This window comes from Lysinibacillus sp. NPDC056185, from assembly GCF_047737915.1.
Lineage (GTDB): Bacteria > Bacillota > Bacilli > Bacillales_A > Planococcaceae > Lysinibacillus.
Genome location: NZ_JBLLLQ010000002.1, coordinates 149,520 through 166,781 on the forward strand (window position 1 = coordinate 149,520; position 17,262 = coordinate 166,781).

17 protein-coding genes, 1 pseudogene and 2 riboswitches are annotated in these 17,262 nt (G+C 36.2%); of the genes and pseudogenes, 16 read left to right on the forward strand and 2 right to left on the reverse strand.

What is annotated here, in order from left to right; genetic code table 11:
• The first annotated feature begins 29 nt into the window (after positions 1–29).
• A riboswitch (cobalamin riboswitch) is annotated at positions 30–223 on the forward strand.
• Between the two features lie 149 nt (positions 224–372).
• The 7 genes and pseudogenes from nikA to ACMZ42_RS03190 all read left to right on the forward strand — a co-directional run.
• A complete protein-coding gene (nikA, locus tag ACMZ42_RS03160) occupies positions 373–1,986 on the forward strand; it encodes a nickel ABC transporter substrate-binding protein (protein WP_415730534.1) in 1,614 nt (537 codons plus the stop codon).
• 71 nt (positions 1,987–2,057) lie between these two features.
• Positions 2,058–3,011, forward strand: coding sequence for a nickel ABC transporter permease (gene nikB / locus ACMZ42_RS03165; protein WP_415730535.1), 954 nt, complete (start codon positions 2,058–2,060; stop codon positions 3,009–3,011).
• Between the two features lies 1 nt (position 3,012).
• A complete protein-coding gene (locus tag ACMZ42_RS03170) occupies positions 3,013–3,813 on the forward strand; it encodes an ABC transporter permease subunit (protein WP_415730536.1) in 801 nt (266 codons plus the stop codon).
• Between the two features lie 10 nt (positions 3,814–3,823).
• On the forward strand, positions 3,824–4,597 hold the full coding sequence (locus ACMZ42_RS03175) for an ABC transporter ATP-binding protein (protein ID WP_415730537.1): 774 nt from the start codon (positions 3,824–3,826) through the stop codon (positions 4,595–4,597).
• A 12-nt stretch (positions 4,598–4,609) separates the two neighbouring features.
• Complete coding sequence (locus ACMZ42_RS03180) at positions 4,610–5,407, forward strand: ABC transporter ATP-binding protein (protein ID WP_415730538.1); 798 nt, start codon at positions 4,610–4,612, stop codon at positions 5,405–5,407.
• 137 nt (positions 5,408–5,544) lie between these two features.
• Entirely contained in the window at positions 5,545–5,973 is a 429-nt protein-coding gene (locus tag ACMZ42_RS03185) for an NUDIX hydrolase (protein ID WP_370076315.1), read from the forward strand.
• Between the two features lie 335 nt (positions 5,974–6,308).
• A pseudogene (locus tag ACMZ42_RS03190) lies at positions 6,309–6,704 on the forward strand (transposase); the annotation flags it as partial.
• A gap of 72 nt (positions 6,705–6,776) precedes the next feature.
• Here the strand turns inward: ACMZ42_RS03190 and ACMZ42_RS03195 are convergent.
• Positions 6,777–7,691: an NlpC/P60 family protein gene (locus ACMZ42_RS03195; protein ID WP_415730539.1), complete on the reverse strand. Its 915-nt coding sequence runs from the start codon at positions 7,689–7,691 to the stop codon at positions 6,777–6,779.
• Positions 7,692–8,545: 854 nt separating this feature from the next.
• Between ACMZ42_RS03195 and ACMZ42_RS03200 the strand changes: the two genes are divergently transcribed.
• From ACMZ42_RS03200 to ACMZ42_RS03225, 6 genes are all read left to right on the forward strand, one after another.
• Positions 8,546–8,911, forward strand: a complete 366-nt coding sequence (locus ACMZ42_RS03200; RefSeq protein ID WP_415730540.1) for a DUF2089 domain-containing protein — start codon at positions 8,546–8,548, stop codon at positions 8,909–8,911.
• 13 nt (positions 8,912–8,924) lie between these two features.
• Positions 8,925–9,314, forward strand: coding sequence for an SHOCT-like domain-containing protein (locus ACMZ42_RS03205; protein ID WP_370076321.1), 390 nt, complete (start codon positions 8,925–8,927; stop codon positions 9,312–9,314).
• A gap of 10 nt (positions 9,315–9,324) precedes the next feature.
• Complete coding sequence (locus ACMZ42_RS03210) at positions 9,325–9,606, forward strand: hypothetical protein (protein WP_415730541.1); 282 nt, start codon at positions 9,325–9,327, stop codon at positions 9,604–9,606.
• A 690-nt stretch (positions 9,607–10,296) separates the two neighbouring features.
• Complete coding sequence (locus ACMZ42_RS03215; protein ID WP_415730542.1) at positions 10,297–11,226, forward strand: helix-turn-helix domain-containing protein; 930 nt, start codon at positions 10,297–10,299, stop codon at positions 11,224–11,226.
• An 80-nt stretch (positions 11,227–11,306) separates the two neighbouring features.
• Positions 11,307–11,429 (forward strand): hypothetical protein, encoded by a 123-nt coding sequence (locus ACMZ42_RS03220; RefSeq protein ID WP_415730543.1) that lies wholly within the window; start codon positions 11,307–11,309, stop codon positions 11,427–11,429.
• An 83-nt stretch (positions 11,430–11,512) separates the two neighbouring features.
• Positions 11,513–12,058 carry a CPBP family intramembrane glutamic endopeptidase gene (locus ACMZ42_RS03225; RefSeq protein ID WP_415730544.1) on the forward strand — a complete coding sequence of 182 codons (546 nt, stop codon included), beginning with the start codon at positions 11,513–11,515 and terminating at the stop codon, positions 12,056–12,058.
• A gap of 473 nt (positions 12,059–12,531) precedes the next feature.
• Here ACMZ42_RS03225 and ACMZ42_RS03230 read toward each other — a convergent pair whose 3' ends face one another.
• Entirely contained in the window at positions 12,532–13,029 is a 498-nt protein-coding gene (locus ACMZ42_RS03230) for an NUDIX hydrolase (protein ID WP_415730545.1), read from the reverse strand.
• Between the two features lie 248 nt (positions 13,030–13,277).
• Positions 13,278–13,473: riboswitch (cobalamin riboswitch) on the forward strand.
• 193 nt (positions 13,474–13,666) lie between these two features.
• Here ACMZ42_RS03230 and mmgD point away from each other — a divergent pair.
• From mmgD to prpB, 3 genes are all read left to right on the forward strand, one after another.
• Positions 13,667–14,788, forward strand: a complete 1,122-nt coding sequence (gene mmgD / locus ACMZ42_RS03235; RefSeq protein ID WP_415730546.1) for a citrate synthase — start codon at positions 13,667–13,669, stop codon at positions 14,786–14,788.
• Between the two features lie 98 nt (positions 14,789–14,886).
• Positions 14,887–16,320 carry a 2-methylcitrate dehydratase gene (gene prpD, locus ACMZ42_RS03240; RefSeq protein WP_415730547.1) on the forward strand — a complete coding sequence of 478 codons (1,434 nt, stop codon included), beginning with the start codon at positions 14,887–14,889 and terminating at the stop codon, positions 16,318–16,320.
• Between the two features lie 12 nt (positions 16,321–16,332).
• Positions 16,333–17,247 (forward strand): methylisocitrate lyase, encoded by a 915-nt coding sequence (gene prpB, locus ACMZ42_RS03245; RefSeq protein ID WP_415730548.1) that lies wholly within the window; start codon positions 16,333–16,335, stop codon positions 17,245–17,247.
• The last annotated feature ends 15 nt before the right edge of the window (positions 17,248–17,262 follow it).

A 17,262-nucleotide genomic window follows, 5' to 3' on the forward strand; every position in this document is an offset into this window, starting at 1 on the left:
CATTTGAGCATGTTATGTTTAATACAAATTTCATAGCAATCATTACAAGTTTGAGTGAAATAAGCTTTCATTCAATTAAAAGGAAAATGGGTGTAAATCCCATGCTGTCCCGCAGCTGTAAATGAGGAGTTTTGTTTAGATTACCACTGAGTGAATACTTGGGAAGGTGAAGCAAAATCATGATTCATGAGCCAGAATGCCTGCTTGTAAGGAGATTCATTGATGATCTACGAAAGATAGGGAGATGGATGGGGGCTTACTCACAGTAAGTTATTCTGTCCTTATTCTTTTGGAATAAGGTTTTTTTTATGCCTTTTTTCACTCTGTAGATTCTTCATTTAGTGCACCACAAACAAAGATAGGAGACAGAAAATGAGATTGACAAAGTATTTACTTCCTTTCATGCTTGTTATGATGTTCAGTTTACTTACTGGCTGTACAAGCACTGAAAAGGAAGAGACAGCAACGAAACAACAGACTGACGAAAAAATGATAACGATTGGATGGCCATTAGATGTAGGTCCATTAAATCCCCATACATATTTACCAAATCAAATGACAGCACAAGCGATGGTCTATGAATCATTGGTTGAATATAACGATGACGGAACAATTACGCCGAAACTAGCAGAAAGTTGGGACATCTCAAAGGACAAAACTTCTTATGTTTTCCATTTAAGAAAAGATGTCAAGTATTCTGACGGAACGGCTTTTAATGCAGACAATGTGATTCGTAACTTTCATGCAGTTTTAGCAAATCGTGATATGCATTCTTGGATGGGCATGGTTAATCATATTAAAGAGGTTGTGAAAGTGGATGACTTTACAATTCGTTTGCAATTGGATGAACCCTATTATCCTGTCTTAAACGAACTTGCCTTCGTAAGACCTTTCCGTTTTTTAGGTGATAATGGATTCCCTAAAGGTGATGCGACACAAGATTCAATCAAAGCACCAATTGGGACAGGCCCATGGGTATTAACAGATTACAAAAAGGATGAATATGCTTTATTTAGTCGCAACGAAAACTACTGGGGAGAAAAACCTCTTGTAGAACAAATAAAAGTAAAAATTATCCCTGATTCAGAATCTATCTCGTTAGCATTTGAAAACGAAGAATTAGATTTAATATATGGTCGTGGCATCATTAGTTTAGATAACTATACGTTTTTAAAAGATAGCGGGAAATATAAAACCGCTACGTCTGAACCTTTATCTACGCGTGCGCTACTGTTGAATACACAGTCAGGTCCGTTAGCAGAATTAAAGGTACGTCAAGCGATTCAATATGCAATCAATAAGGAACAGATGGTTGACAGTATTACACATGGTACTGAAAAAGTGGCCAATACACTATTTTGGGATGCTGTGCCTTATGCCAATATTGATTTAGCGCCAATTTTATATAATCCGAAAAAAGCGCAACAATTGCTAGATGAAGCGGGATGGACGCTTCAGAAGGGTGAAAAAATTCGCTCTAAAAACGGACAGCCACTAACATTAGATTTAATCTACATTGCGACAGATGCGATTCAAAAACCTATGGCAGAACTAATGCAAGGTGAACTTGCGAAAATAGGGGTACAATTGAATTTAGAAGGCGCAGATGTGATGGTAGGTCTGCAAAAATTAATGGATGATCAAGTTGATATTAATTTCTGGCGTACAAATGGACCACCAACAGATCCACATAGCTTTGCTAATGAATCAGCTACACCAAACGCTAATGGTGTCTATGAAGCAAAATTAGGCTTACCAAATGCCAAAGAAATCGATAATAGCATTCATCAATTATTAGTAGGTACAGATGAAAAAGAGCGAGTGCAACTTTATACGGATATTTTAACAATGTTCCATGACCAAGCACTATTCTATCCTATATCTTACGAAACAAATAACGTGATTTATCAGCCATATATGAAGGATTTTGCTCCACGTGCATCTGAATATGATATTCCATTTGCACAAATGGATAAAGAAAAATAACTGTAAAAGAGAGAGTATGTCTATCAAAGACAGCTCTCTCTTTATCATAGGATTGATTAGGAAGTGACAGCATGTATGAATCGACATGGATGTTTTGTTTAAAAAGAATTTTGACTTTACCGTTTGTACTATTGGGCGTATCCATCCTGACTTTTGTATTTATTCGTTTCGTTCCAGTAGAACCTGCTGAGGTCATTCTTAGATTGGCAAGAGTTGCACCAACAGCAGAAGCCATTCAAGCATTACGTGAAGAACTTGGAACAGACAAACCTTTTCTTATTCAATATTTACTGTGGATAAAAGGCGTTTTGCATTTAGATTTTGGTACATCTTTTGTTAGTAAATTACCAGTAGCACATGAACTTTTCGCGAAATTACCCGCTACCATTGAATTAGCAGTTGCTGCATTTGTGTTAATTTTAGGATTAAGTATACCATTAGGGATCATAAGTGCATTATATAAGCATTCCATCATCGATAAAATCATTAGACTATTGACTATCATGAGTGTATCGATTCCAACATTTTGGTTAGGTTTTTTACTATTATATATATTTAGCTTGAAATTAGGGATCTTCCCGACAAATGGAAAGGGCACACTAGTACATCTAGTTTTACCTGCACTCGCATTAGCTTTACCAACAATTGGACTGTTCGTCCAGTTTATCCGTACAACCATCATTGAGGAATTACAACAGCATTATGTTCAATATGCACAGCTAAGAGGATTAAAAAACTCTGTGATCCTCGTACGCCATGTTTTGAGAAATGCTATTATCCCGCTATCTACTGTGTTAGGTATGACGCTTGGTAATTTACTAGGTGGTGCAGTAATTGTAGAGCAGGTTTTTAGTTGGCCAGGACTTGGGAGGTATTTAATAGAATCCATTATTAACAGGGATTACCCAGTTGTACAATGCTATGTATTGATTATTGCTGTCATTTATGTGCTTGCAAATTTATGCACAGATGTATTGCATCGTCTATTGGATCCTCATCTGATGATGAAGGACAGGAGAGATTGAAGTGAGCCTATTACATAAAGAACTCAGATTATTTAGTCTAACGATACTGCTAGTCATTGGCTTGTTAGGACTGTTTGCGCCAATTTTAATGCCTCATGACCCTTTAGCAGTCGATATATCAAAGAAATTTTTAGGTCCAACATGGGACTATCCATTAGGTACAGATCATTTAGGAAGATGTGTTTTTTCACGATTGCTTTTAGGTATTCGCTATTCTATAGGATCAGCGCTCGTCATTCAAATAGTAGCCATTCTTTTAGCGATCTTACTAGGTGCTTTTGTTGCGCTAAAACGAGGCCTGATAGATTTCCTATTTATTCGAATATGTGATATTTTATTAGCTTTTCCTACACTTGTCCTTGCATTTGGACTATTAGGTTTATTAGGTCCTAGCTTAAAAAATGTGTTAATCGCACTTATTTTTACGCAATTTATTTATTATTCAAGATTGATAAGAAGTTTATTTATTGGGCTGAACGAAAAAGATTTTATTCAAGCAGCAAGAATCAGTGGCACTTCTGGAATCAAATTAATCAAACGCCATTATATCCCCAATTTACTGCCACCTATCGTAACAATTGTCGTATTAGATATAGGAAAGGTTATTTTAGAAATTGCAGGCTTTTCCTTTATTGGACTTGGCGTGCAGGCCCCCATCCCTGAATGGGGAATGATGGTGAATGAAGGTAAACAATACATCCGTCAACATCCTGAATTAATGCTTTATCCTGGACTTGCCATCGTCCTTGTTGTGCTATTATTGAATCATTTGGCAAGTAGTTTCAAGAAGCTTGGCCAGTAAAGGGGTAATTATGGAAAAAGTTTTAGAAGTGCAAGACTTAACGGTAAAAATCGGTGAGAAAAATATAGTAACCTCTATCAATTTGACAGCCTATAAAGGGCGTGTCTTAGGGATTATAGGGGAAAGTGGTAGTGGTAAGACAATGCTTTGCCGCGCCATCATGCAATCATTACCAGCTTCGGCGCAGATCACACAAGGCCAAATCATTTACCAACAAGAAAATTTATTGAATATATCAGCCGCTAAATTGAGAGCGTATCGTGGAAGGCATCTGTCTATGATTATGCAAAATCCGTCTACAGCTTTTGATCGTATTCAAACAATCGAAAGTCATTTTCGGGAATCATTAAAAGCTCACTTTGTAATGACTAAAAAAGAAATGAGACAGATTGCCATTGATGCTATGTATAAAGTCAATTTACCCAATCCAGAAAAGCTTTTGCGCTATTATCCTTTCCAATTAAGTGGCGGAATGCTACAGCGAGTGATGATTGCTTTGTCATTGGCTATACAAGCTTCAATATATATTGCAGATGAGCCAACGACAGCCCTTGACACAGTCAATCAAAAACAAATATTGACACTATTTGATCGTATTCGCTCGGAAACGGAAGCCGCTATTATTCTTGTAACGCATGATATAGGTGTTATTGCTGAACTAGCTGACGATGTGGCCGTGATGTATCAAGGAGAAATGATTGAGCACACGAATGTCTTTGATTTTTTTGATGCGCCTCAGCATTCCTATACAAAGAAACTTTTACAATCAAGAATAATGTTTTAGAGGTGAAAAAATATGACACTGCTAGAAGTGAACAATATAGAGATGCATTATGCTCAAAAACCGTTCTTGTTCAAACGAGGACAGGAAGCTCCTGTGTTACAAAATGTAACATTTTCACTTCAGGAGGGTGAATGTTTAGGAATCGTCGGTCAAAGTGGTTCAGGCAAAAGTACATTAGGCCGCATTATTTTAGGAATTGAACGACCAACAAAAGGTGAGGTTCTATTTCAAGGTATTAATCTTTATGAAACAACAAGTAAGCACAAAAAAATAATACGTAGAGATTTACAGGCTGTCTTTCAAAATAGCTATCATTCATTTAATCCGAAGCAGACGATTTTTGAGATAGTAGAAGAACCTCTCCTTAATTTCGAACGTTTCAGCAAAATAGAGAGACAACATAAAGTAATGGAATTACTAGACTGCGTGGAGTTAGATAGAACAATCGCTCAAAAATATCCTGCGCAACTTAGTGGTGGGCAACAGCAACGTGTCAACATTGCAAGAGCTCTTGCCTTAAATCCAAAATTGATTGTATTGGATGAAGCCATTAGTAGTCTTGATATGATTTTGCAGCAGCATATTATACAATTACTACAAACTCTTCAAAAAGACATGCAACTTGCTTACATTTTCATTTCTCATGACTTACAAGCAACACGTTTTATGTCAGACCGAATCGTCGTGATGCAGCACGGTCAGCTAGTTGAGGAGATTGGGAAAGATGGTGCATTCAAGCACCCTGCATCTCTAGAACTATACAATGCTATTTTGCCATCGCATCCTCGAGAAAGAACGATAAAAAAATAAAAGATTTTAATAATCTTGAGTTAGAATTACTTAGCTATTCCAACAAAAATAAGCAAGGAGTTATATAACATTTATCTATCCATTTGTTATAATAAGGAAAAATCTTGCAAAATCACTGAAGATAATGGAGGTATAGGATGAAGAAAGGTCAAATTCGAGCAATTGCTATTTGTGTATTTAGGAAAGGCGATTCAATACTTGTCTCTGAAGGCTTCGATGAAGTAAAGGGAGATCATTACTATCGGCCAATTGGCGGAGGAATTGAATATGGGGAGACAAGTTCTCATGCAATAAAGAGAGAAGTACTTGAAGAAATCGAGGCAAATATAAAGAACTTAAACTATTTAGGTACAATTGAAAACATATTTACATATAACGGCGACCTTGGACACGAAGTAGTTTTTGTATATGATGCTGAATTTGTCGAAAAGTCCTTTTATGAAAAACCTTCTTTTTTCGGACAAGAAGATAATGGCGCAATCTTTAAATTGCTTTGGAAGCCAATTAGCGATTTTACAGATAATAAATTAAAATTAGTTCCAGACGGATTAGTCGATTTGCTTTAGATCATTAAATTAGTTAAGAGCTTTCTTACTTGTACATTGTGACTGGGTGTTATAGTTCAATTAAGGAAAATCAAGCTTTATAAAAAAGAAACTCCATTTTGATGAGGGCACTGAAAAAGTCCATAACTTCTCACATTGCGAGGTATTCAACGATTAAATCGTTGAATACCTCGCTTTTTTCATTTGGCACTGTGACTCTACTGTTGTTTTCCGAAGCATTCCGCTCGCTTTCCGCGGGCGAGCGATGCTTCTCCAAACAACGCAATGTATCACACTATTATTTTAGTCACGCTTTCCTTTATAATAAAAGAATTAATGTGCAGGTGGTGCCCCCAATGATTTCAAATCAAGAAACTCTCAATTTAAGTCCATACATGGCGATCTACGATATTGTTGTGCCAAAAGATAATATACTTCGCCAAATCAATGAACTTGTTGATTTTTCATTCATTTTAGAAGAGTTAAAAACAAAATATTGTTTAGACAATGGACGTAATGCCATTCCTCCAATTCGTATGTTTAAGTACTTATTATTAAAAGCGATTTATGATGTATCAGACGTCGACCTTGTAGAGCGTTCAAAGTACGATATGTCATTCAAATATTTCTTGGATATGGCGCCAGAAGATCCAGTCATTGATTCAAGTTCGCTTACAAAATTTCGTCGGCTTCGTCTTCAAGACGTAAGCTTATTAGACATGCTCATTGGGAAAACAGTAGAGATCGCATTGAATGATATTCCCCAGAAGCAAAAGAACGAAAAAAAGGTATCTCATCCATAGATGAAACACCTTTTATTGAAGTTATTGGGCTAATCGTTGAAGGAAGGTATCTAATTGTACTAGTGTGACATTGTCTTCCACCCCGAACATATTGTTACCTTTACCAATCGTAATTTTATTGGAAGAGAGAATGGCTACATAATTGTAAGCCCAATGCGAACTTGGAACATCAACAAATTGTAGTGCTGTTCCTTGTTGTTTTAAATGGTATGCTTCCACTAAAACTTTCGATAATTGACCACGTGTGATAGGAGAACCTGCATTGAATTTTCCGTTGACATCACCCGTGAAAACGCCAAGTTTTTTTAGTGCTTCCGCAGCACCTGCATATTTAGACGATGGGCTTACATCAGGAAAACTTGAATTGGTATTACTAGTATCTAAATGTAATTGATTAGCCAGTTTAAGGGCTACCTCTCCACGCGATGCATAAACGCTAAAGTCGACTTCAGTGCCTTTTACTTCTCCCAAATCATTTTCAGTGAAGTTTGCAATGCGTTTTGCCCCTACGTAACGAGATCCCCAGTAATAAGGATCATTAATTTTATCGATTTTAACCCCAGAACTTGTAGTAGCTGAAATAAAATTGCTGTCACCTATGTATATGCCAACATGGGAAACCCCGCTTCCCGAAGTATTAAAAAATACAAGATCCCCAGTCTTCAACTGATCTTTAGCAATCGACGTACCTTGCTGATATTGAGCTGTAGATGTACGTTGTAGTGAAATCCCTAACTTAGAAAAAACAATTTGTGTATATGCTGAACAGTCTACACCTGTTTTAATATCTGTTCCTCCATATTGATAAGGAACACCTATATATGCTTTTGCTGTACTTGTTAAATCTGCTATTGTTGCCGCTTTTGCATCATGAACACCCATACCTGTAAAGAACATAAACGATGCGAAAATGGGTAATAACCATCTTTTCTTCAATTAAACCTACTCCTTTCAAAAAGCTTTCGCAATTGAATAAAGTAAGAATAGCATGAAACAGGCACGAGTTATTTTTCAATAATATTACCGATTACCTTTAAACAGCAAAATTGAAACCTTAATTTTAACTGTGTAAAACTTCTGCAACAATCATGGGCAATTTTACTAAAAAAAGTTAGAATAATTGGATGAAAAGGGGCTAAAGTGTTAATTTAGATGTTTTATCCAATTGAAGTTTGAGTGATTCCCTCGTTATTTCATTGAAGATGGAGGCGATCTTCATAAATTTTTCGAACCATCTATTGTAAACTCATCTAGTCGATTTAATATTTTTACATCAATTCCTAGCTCTTTTTGATATTCATAAACCTGTTGGCCCTTTTCAGTTAATTCTATAATGACTTCTCGATTATTAGCTGGATTTAAGCCTTACTATTCAAGCTTGTCGACCATTTGCAGGCTGTCTGTTAATCCGAAGCGACGATTTTTGAGATATTAGAAGAACCTTTCCTTAATTTCGAACATTTTAGCAAAACAGAGTGACGACGTGACAACCTCGCAAGGGCCCTTGCTTTAAAACCATATTTGATCGTATTAGATGAAACCATTAGTCTTGATGTGATCTTGCAGAAGATATCAATCACTTCAAAAAGACATGTAGCTTGCTTATATTTTCATCTCTCAGCCTCGCGAAAGACCTATGGAGTTTTTTTATTCAAAGGAAACAGATAATCAATAATATTAAATAACGAATTAATATTATTGATTTTAGGTATTATAAAAATTAATTTTATTGTTCACATTTTTAATTTTTTGTTATATAATCAAATCAACTAAAAGGAAAGGACTTAATTATGGCTTATAAAGTAATCACAAATTGTCCTGTCTGCAGTAAAACATTGAAAATTACAAAGTTACAGTGCTCTCATTGTCACACGACGATTGAAAATGAATTTGAATTATCTAAGCTGGCATCCTTATCAAAGGATCAGCTTCATTTTGTGGAAGTATTTTTAACATGTAGAGGGAATATCAAAGAAGTTGAAAAGGAACTAGGGATTTCGTATCCAACAGTACGAGGAAAGCTAACAGACATCATTTCATCCCTTGGATATGTGCAGAAGAAGAAAAATGAAGTAGACGAGAAAAAAATTGTCACTATGTTGGAAAATGGCGAAATCACAGCAGAAGAAGCCATTAAACTCTTAAAGGAAGAATAAGGAGGAATTAACTATGAAAGAGGAAATCTCAAGAGTGTTAACAATGGTTCAAGAAGGTAAGATTGATGCAGATAAGGCATCGGAACTGATTCAAGTATTAAAAGAGAAAGCAGAAACAGAGGAGAACCTTTTAGAAAAACCGACTAAATACTTAGATAAAACTTTAAAAATCCGTGTTGTATCAGCTGAAAATGATAACGTTACGGTCAATTTACCTTTAAAGCTTGTCAAGGTTGTATTAATGGCTGGACACAGCATCGCAGCGAGTATTCCTCAATCGGAAAAATACGTTAAAGATATAGACATCAATCTTATTATCGAAGCAATCGAAAATGAATTAGATGGCCAAATTGTTGATATTAAATCGGCTAACGGGGATACCGTTTCGGTCATTATTGAATAGTGATTTGCTTATGATGTATGTAAAAGTGAAAGCAAAAGACGTTCGGTTCACCATTCCAGTTCCATATGCTATGTTAAACATTGTTATTTCAATTTTGTCTTCAAAATTTGTTCAGCAAAAAGCAAACAAATGGACAAGAGAGCACTTCGAAAGAAAAAAACTGGACTTTACCTTTCCGCTAATTGACAAAGAAACGCTAAAGCCTATTGTCAAGGAACTGAAAAATTATAAGGGAATCGTGCTAGTCGATGTCAAAGCTAAAGACGGTACTGAAGTTAAGGTTAAACTATAATTACAATACACCGTTCAACTGACTGGTATTTTGAAGAGAAAATTAGCTTGTATTTACTTTATTATAATTTGAATTGGATATGCAAAATAAAATAAAAGGATTCTTTTGATGACATACGGTACTCCGGATGTATGAATCAAAAGAATCCTTTTTTGTATTACAGGAGGAGGTTCCGAAAAGCTTATCCTTGATTAGAAAAAACAAAAAAACCCCAGTTTTATACTGGGTGACGGTTTGTCAGGTCAAGTATTTTTACTTTTCTGGGTAATCTATATGTAATGACGGTGGAACCAAACAACCTCTAGTTGTATTAAGTCGTAACAACCAAGTTGAGTTACCCTGTGTGGAACTGACCATACATTAGAGCAATATCATGTCTACAATTTTAGGATTTGGTCAAAAAACCCCCATCAACCACTGCTATTAACAAAATAGTTAGACCGTAAATTACACTCCATTCAAGTATTGTTCGAACCGTAGGCTAAGGGAATATAGTGTTATTGTATTGGCTATGTCATTAAAAAATATTTCCTACTGGCAATATACAAAAAATGTTTACAAAAGCGTAATGGATTTTGTGTATCACTGGATTTGTTGCCTTGCGGTTGATTTTTTCTACTAAAATAAAATATAACTCCATTGGAATTGACGGTAAAATGCATTTTAATAACAGTATAGGGAGTGAAAATGATGAGAGAAATAAGTATTGCAAAAGTTATTACAGCAAAAAGAAAAGAAAAAGGTATCACACAAGATAAACTTGCTGAGTATGTCGGTGTATCAAAGGCTTCCGTATCCAAATGGGAGACGGCTCAAAGCTATCCGGATATCACCCTGCTGCCACAATTGGCAACCTATTTTAATATAAGCATTGATGAACTCATTGGCTACCTCCCGCAAATGACAAAAAAAGATATAAAGAAAACATACCAACGGCTGGCTGAGGATTTTAGCAACAAGCCTTTTGATGATGTACTTGATCAATGCCGTGCAATTATAAAGAAATATTTCTCTTGTTTTCCTCTGCTACTGCAAATAGCTAAATTATATGTCAATCATTTTGTCCTTGCTACGGAAAGGGGAAAACAAGAAGAACTGTTACAAGAAGCCATTGATTTATGTGTCCGGATTAAGAAGGAAAGTGATGATATTTGGATCGCGAAGCAGGCAAATTCATTGGAAGTCCTGTGTCATATAATCTTAAATCAACCGCTGGAAGTAGCAGCATTATCATCAAAGTTTGACAACATCTATAACCTAAGTGATGAAGAAGCAAAATCAACTTCAGTTTTAGGAAAATATGTTAGAGCCTACTACCTAAAAGAAATGGGCGAACATCCATCTGCCAATTATCTCAAGGAATTAAATAGGCCCATATTTATTCTACAAGGAGAAAAAGATTTCCATGTATCTGTTGAAAAGGATTTTAATGGTTACAAAAGAATATTGGGAGATAGAACCAATGTAACGTATAAACTCTATCTAAACCTAAATCATGCTTTTATGCCTTTTGTTTATGGAGAGATACGAAAAGCAAAAAAAGAGTATAAAGTTGCACAACATGTCGATCAACAAGTGATCAATGATATTGCCGATTGGATTCATTCGGTATCGGAATAGTCATCAGGAGGTAAATAACAATAGCTAGTTTTATTTTCTAACTATAGGCACGAAATAATTTCTTAGAAGAAAACTGCTTCATGAAAAAGATAATAAACTGGAAACTATTCTTCATACTTATTGCCGTATGCGTCGTGACGGGCGTAATGGTTATACCGTTTACGTACGCGCTTGCACCGCTGCCAGATAACGCACCTATGTAGATCATCATACCTGCGCAGATTGCACAAACACTGGTGTTAGGTGTGCTGGCAAGCTTTTTCGGATTGATTTTGGCGCACCGATTTTGGAGGGAACTACAGGCGGTGAAAAGCGAAAGGACTATTTGAAATCTATACTCGGTGCATCTTTCTTTTGGGGCATTTTGGGCGGTGTCCTTGTCGTTTTACTGTGCATCCCGTTCTGGAATATGTCTGTTGAACTAATGAAGGCGGAAATGGTGGTGCCGGTTTGGAAATCAGCGCTTGCGATTTTCTATGGAGGTACGGCAGAAGAAATATTATTCCGGCTTTTTTTGATGACGCTTTTGGTTTGGATTGCTTCCAAAATCAAAAAGGCGAAAGATAGAGGACCAACTAAAATCGGCGTGTGGTTGGCTATTATTATAACAGGGGTTATTTTCGGCCTCGGTCATCTCGGAATAACGGGCGCGATAACCGCCATCACTAGCGACGTAATCCTCCGGGCGGTATTGCTTAACGGCTCTCTTAGCGTTATCTATGGTTGGCTCTACTGGAAAAAGGGTCTGGAGTCGGCTATGATTGCTCACTTTTCTACCGACTTTGTGTTGCATATACTCATACCGGATGTAATAGCGCCATTATTTATCTAATCGGAAGTAATGGACATAACCAAAAAGTAATAATTGGTAGTTGATAAATACCCTTTTAATGGAATTTTGGGAATAGGGAAATTTTATTAAAATAACCTTGTGTTTTTAGAGTAATTGACAAATGAGTTATAAAAAGATTCTTTTGATGGCATTCGGTACTCCGAAAGTGTGCATTAATAGAATCTTTTTATTTTCGTTTTTTCATATCATTCCATCTGAGAATTGAACGAAAGATCATAGAAAAAATTCTATGGTTATCATAGAAATTATAGAATTTATATATATAGATTCGATTTTTATAATTCTTTATAAGCTATAGTTATTTAATAGTAATACTGATAACAAATATTACTGGTATTAAAATACCTGACAGCCGTTTGATAATAGAGGCTCAGGCATTGAAGTTAAGGGTGGTCGTTTAACAAAATCATTAGCAACGATCCAATCAGGCGTAGGGTCCGTAGCAAATGTTTTTATTTACTAAAATTTCTATTATTATTTGCAAAAGAACTACCTAAATCCCACAATTTATCTTCTAGATTTTCTAATAGATTTTTTGTTCTCTTTTCCATATTATCTGGGAGCTCATTTTCACCAAAATATGTAAGATTCAAACTCTCATCATCCTTTTTCTCCAATACACCACTTACATTTTTAGCAACATAAAGATGAATGACTGTATAGACTTCATCCCCATTTGGATATTGGAAATAATAATCTGGTCCCGAAAAAACACCAATCAAGTCAAATTCATTGGCCACAAGTCCTGTTTCTTCATAGAGCTCACGGCAAGCAACTTCTTCTAAAGTTTCGTTTAGTTCCATTGAGCCCCCAGGTAATCCCCAATCCAACGTATCCGAACGATGTTGAAAGAGTATTTTCTTATCATCGTTTATCACAAGAATTGTCGCCCCGATGCTTATAATTGGTCTACTACCGATAAGTTTCCTTAATTCTGAAATATATCCCATATTCGCCCTCCTAATACTTGTCATTAAAAAATATTCGCTTTTTCAAAATATGAATCCTCTATTTTACTTACAAATTATAAAAATAGTTTCAATGGTATTGATTAACAATCTTTTTTGTACAAAATAGTGCTAAAAAACGTAGAATAGTTCTTGAAAAATGAAAAATAGCTTTTTATGATCAAGCTTCTCTAAATTTCAACTATATTGATTGTTTCGAAAACTCTATGTTAAGGTGAATAGACAAATTGAATATGCTAAATTTTGGTGGTTCAAATGGATTTGATTCCATTTGATTAAAAGGGAAGTTGGTGAGAGTCCAACACTGTCCCGCAACTGTATTTAGGAGTTCGATAACAAGTCCACTGTTTTGTTTGTCAAAATGGGAAGGTGTTATTGTAGCGTTGATCATAAGTCAGGAGACCTGCCACTAAGAAAAGCATCAATTGACCTACGAGGATAGGGAGGTGTTAGCTACTGCATGATCTTTGTGAATTTACATGAATTCACTGTTTTTTTGCTCTGTCATGTTTTTGTAGATTAACAACTTCTCAAAGGGGTAGAAGTTGTTTTTTTTGTTGTTCTTTTGTGTTTGAATGGTAACGCTTACAAGAATAATTAAACAAAGGGGTTGTAATGAATGGAGTTAAATTATTCACCCGGTCTCGATGGTATTATTGCCGCTGAAACAAAGCTATCTTTTTTAGACACTGTAGGAAGTCAAATTGTCATTCGAGGCTATGATTTGATTGAATTATCACAGAGATATTCGTATTTAGACATTGTCTATTTATTGTTGCATGGAGAAATACCAACTACCGAGCAACGGACTGATTTACAGGACAAGTTGAAATCTAATTATCAGGTTCCACAAGAGATTTTTCAAATTTTCAAGTTATTGCCTAATGGTACACATGCTATGGATGGGCTTAGAACAGGAATTTCTGCTTTAGCAGGTTATGATCAGCACATCAATAATCGTTCTACTGAAATGAATTTGATGCGAGCATATAGACTTTTAGGTGGCATGCCCAACATCGTAGCGAATAGCTATCGAGTATTAAATGGTCAAGACGTCGTGGAGCCTGATAGCCAGCTTTCCTATAGTGCTAATTTTTATTACATGATTACTGGCAGAAAACCAACTGCGTTAGAAGAAGAAATCTTTGATCAGTCACTCGTTTTATATAGTGAACATGAGATGCCAAATTCGACGTTTACAGCTCGCGTGATCGCCTCTACACAATCTGATTTGTATGGTGCTTTAACTGGGGCTGTCGCATCATTGAAAGGTAATTTACATGGCGGGGCAAACGAGGCAGTGATGTATATGCTTCTAGAAGCGAAAACAGTTGAAGGCTTTAAAACATTGCTAGAAAACAAACTACAAAATAAAGAAAAGATTATGGGCTTTGGTCACCGTGTATATATGAAAAAGATGGATCCAAGAGCGCAAATTATGAAAGAGGCTTTGCACAAATTATGTTTGGAGCAAGGGGATGACCGCTTATATCACATGTGTGAAGCTGGTGAAAAAGTGATGGTACAGAAAAAAGGTTTGTACCCAAATTTAGACTATTATGCAGCACCCGTGTATTACATGCTTGGTTTGCCGATTGAAATATATACGCCAATCTTTTTTGGATCACGAACGATCGGCTTATGTGCTCATGTTATAGAGCAGCATGACAATAATAGATTATTTAGACCTCGTGTCAATTATATTGGCGAGCGTCATAACCTTGAAGAATTATCGGTATAATCAAGTTTTAACAACTCGCCATAGAGCTGATGGGCATTCTGACCAATGTCCATCAGTATACTAGTATAGCAAAATTATGCAATGAAAGGAAGATATAGATGATTAAAACAAATGAAATTTCTAAGACAGATCAATTACTAACTGATATTGCTGATTACGTATTAAATACAACGATTACAAGTGAAGAGGCATACGAAACAGCACGTTATGTTTTATTGGATACTTTGGGTTGTGGCATTTTAGCCTTACAGTATCCTGAATGTACGAAACTTCTTGGTCCAGTAGTACCAGGTACAGTCGTCCCAAACGGTACACGTGTTCCGGGGACTCCCTATGTTCTTGATCCAGTTAGAGGCGCCTTCAATATCGGTTGTATGATTCGTTGGTTGGATTATAACGATACTTGGCTTGCGGCTGAATGGGGACATCCATCAGATAATTTAGGTGGCATATTAGCTGTTGCAGATTATTTGAGTCGCGTACGTATTGCAGAGGGTAAAGAGCCTCTTAAAATAAAAGACGTTTTAGAAATGATGATACAAGCCCATGAAATACAAGGTATTCTAGCACTAGAAAATAGCTTAAATCGTGTAGGTTTAGATCATGTTTTGTTTGTCAAAATTGCGACAACAGCCGTTGTGACAAAGGCATTAGGTGGCTCTCATCAAGAAATTATCAATGCATTGTCAAATGCTTGGATTGATAATTCGAGCTTACGAACATATCGACATGCACCTAATACTGGTTCTAGAAAATCATGGGCTGCTGGAGATGCAACAAGCAGGGCAGTGCAATTAGCCATGATGGCTTTGAAGGGCGAAATGGGTTATGCAACTGCCTTATCAGCACCTGGCTGGGGATTCCAAGACGTTCTCTTTAATAAACAAAAATTAACACTTGCTAGACCACTTGCATCTTATGTCATGGAAAATGTTCTATTCAAAGTTTCTTATCCAGCCGAATTCCATGCACAAACCGCTGCTGAATGCGCCGTACATTTACATCATGATGTGAAAAATCGATTAAATGAAATTGAAAGAATTGAAATTACTACACATGAATCTGCCATTCGTATTATCGATAAAGAGGGACCTCTTAATAACCCAGCTGATCGTGATCATTGTATTCAATACATTACAGCTATTGGTCTCATCTATGGTGACATTACAGCAGATCACTATGAAGATGATGTGGCTGCGGATCCACGTATCGATGACTTGAGAAATAAAATGGTGGTCGTTGAAAAAACACAATATACAATCGATTACTTAGACCCTGAAAAACGCTCGATTGCCAATGCTGTTCAAGTTTATTACAAAGATGGCACTTCATCAGAGCTAGTTGAGTGTGAATATCCTTTAGGACATCGTTTCCGTCGTGAGGAAGCATTCCCTCAAATCATTGATAAATTCCAGCAAAACATGAGTACACATTATTCTCAAAAACAATTAAATAAAATTAATCAGATTTGTGCAGATAAAGAGCTTGTCGAAAATAGCTATGTTCATGAATTTGTAGATTTATTTATTTAGGAGGTTATATAGATGGCGTGGATTGTCAATGAAGCAGTTTCACAAAAACAATTAGCAGAACAATTTCGAGCTTTAATCACTCGTTCAGCTATTTTGCAAATACCAGGAGCTCATGATGCAATGGCCGGCTTAATGGCTAAAAAAGTTGGCTTTGAGGCATTATATCTTTCTGGAGCTGCTTACACAGCGAGCAGGGGCTTACCTGATTTAGGAATGATTTATTCAAATGAAGTTGCTCAGCGTGCTAGCGATATTATCCGAGCTACTAATTTACCAATTCTAGTGGATATCGATACTGGCTTTGGTGGTGTATTAAATGTTGCCCGCACAGCTCGTGAAATGGTAGAGGCAGGGGTGGCTGCTGTCCAGCTTGAGGATCAAAATCTTCCTAAAAAATGTGGTCATTTGAATGGTAAAACACTCGTCTCCCAAGAGGAAATGATACAAAAAATAAAAATGATTAAACAAATAGCACCTACTTTACTTATTGTTGCCCGAACAGATGCAAGGTCTGTAGAAGGTTTAGAACAGACTATCATTAGAGCCAAAGCCTATGTAGCAGCTGGAGCGGATGCTATTTTTCCAGAGGCTCTACAATCAGAAAAAGAGTTTAAACAATTTGCAAGTGAGTTAGATGCTCCTTTATTAGCCAATATGACTGAATTTGGACAAACACCGTATTATACGGCTAAGGAGTTCGAAAAAATGGGCTATTCGATGGTTATTTATCCCGTTACATCCATGAGAGTAGCAGCCAAAGCATATGAACGAGTGTTTGAATTAATAAAAAATACAGGGACTCAAAAAGAAGCTATCGAGGATATGCAAACTAGAAGTGAGTTATATGAATCCATTTCTTATTACAAATTCGAAGATTTAGATAGTGAGTTGGCGAAAACCATTTTACCTAAAGAGGAAATAAAGTAACTTGCTTTTCTCCTC

Excerpts from the sequence above, each read along its gene's own strand:
- ACMZ42_RS03200 (WP_415730540.1), top strand. The coding sequence starts at position 8,546 with ATGGCTTATAAAGTAATCACAAATTGTCCTGTCTGCAGTAAAACATTG.
- ACMZ42_RS03210 (WP_415730541.1), top strand. The coding sequence starts at position 9,325 with ATGATGTATGTAAAAGTGAAAGCAAAAGACGTTCGGTTCACCATTCCA.
- ACMZ42_RS03185 (WP_370076315.1), top strand. The coding sequence starts at position 5,545 with ATGAAGAAAGGTCAAATTCGAGCAATTGCTATTTGTGTATTTAGGAAA.
- prpB (WP_415730548.1), top strand. The coding sequence starts at position 16,333 with ATGGCGTGGATTGTCAATGAAGCAGTTTCACAAAAACAATTAGCAGAA.
- ACMZ42_RS03215 (WP_415730542.1), top strand. The coding sequence starts at position 10,297 with ATGAGAGAAATAAGTATTGCAAAAGTTATTACAGCAAAAAGAAAAGAA.
- prpD (WP_415730547.1), top strand. The coding sequence starts at position 14,887 with ATGATTAAAACAAATGAAATTTCTAAGACAGATCAATTACTAACTGAT.
- nikB (WP_415730535.1), top strand. The coding sequence starts at position 2,058 with ATGTATGAATCGACATGGATGTTTTGTTTAAAAAGAATTTTGACTTTA.
- ACMZ42_RS03230 (WP_415730545.1), bottom strand. The coding sequence starts at position 13,029 with ATGGGATATATTTCAGAATTAAGGAAACTTATCGGTAGTAGACCAATT.
- ACMZ42_RS03180 (WP_415730538.1), top strand. The coding sequence starts at position 4,610 with ATGACACTGCTAGAAGTGAACAATATAGAGATGCATTATGCTCAAAAA.
- ACMZ42_RS03205 (WP_370076321.1), top strand. The coding sequence starts at position 8,925 with ATGAAAGAGGAAATCTCAAGAGTGTTAACAATGGTTCAAGAAGGTAAG.
- mmgD (WP_415730546.1), top strand. The coding sequence starts at position 13,667 with ATGGAGTTAAATTATTCACCCGGTCTCGATGGTATTATTGCCGCTGAA.
- nikA (WP_415730534.1), top strand. The coding sequence starts at position 373 with ATGAGATTGACAAAGTATTTACTTCCTTTCATGCTTGTTATGATGTTC.
- ACMZ42_RS03175 (WP_415730537.1), top strand. The coding sequence starts at position 3,824 with ATGGAAAAAGTTTTAGAAGTGCAAGACTTAACGGTAAAAATCGGTGAG.
- ACMZ42_RS03220 (WP_415730543.1), top strand. The coding sequence starts at position 11,307 with ATGAAAAAGATAATAAACTGGAAACTATTCTTCATACTTATTGCCGTA.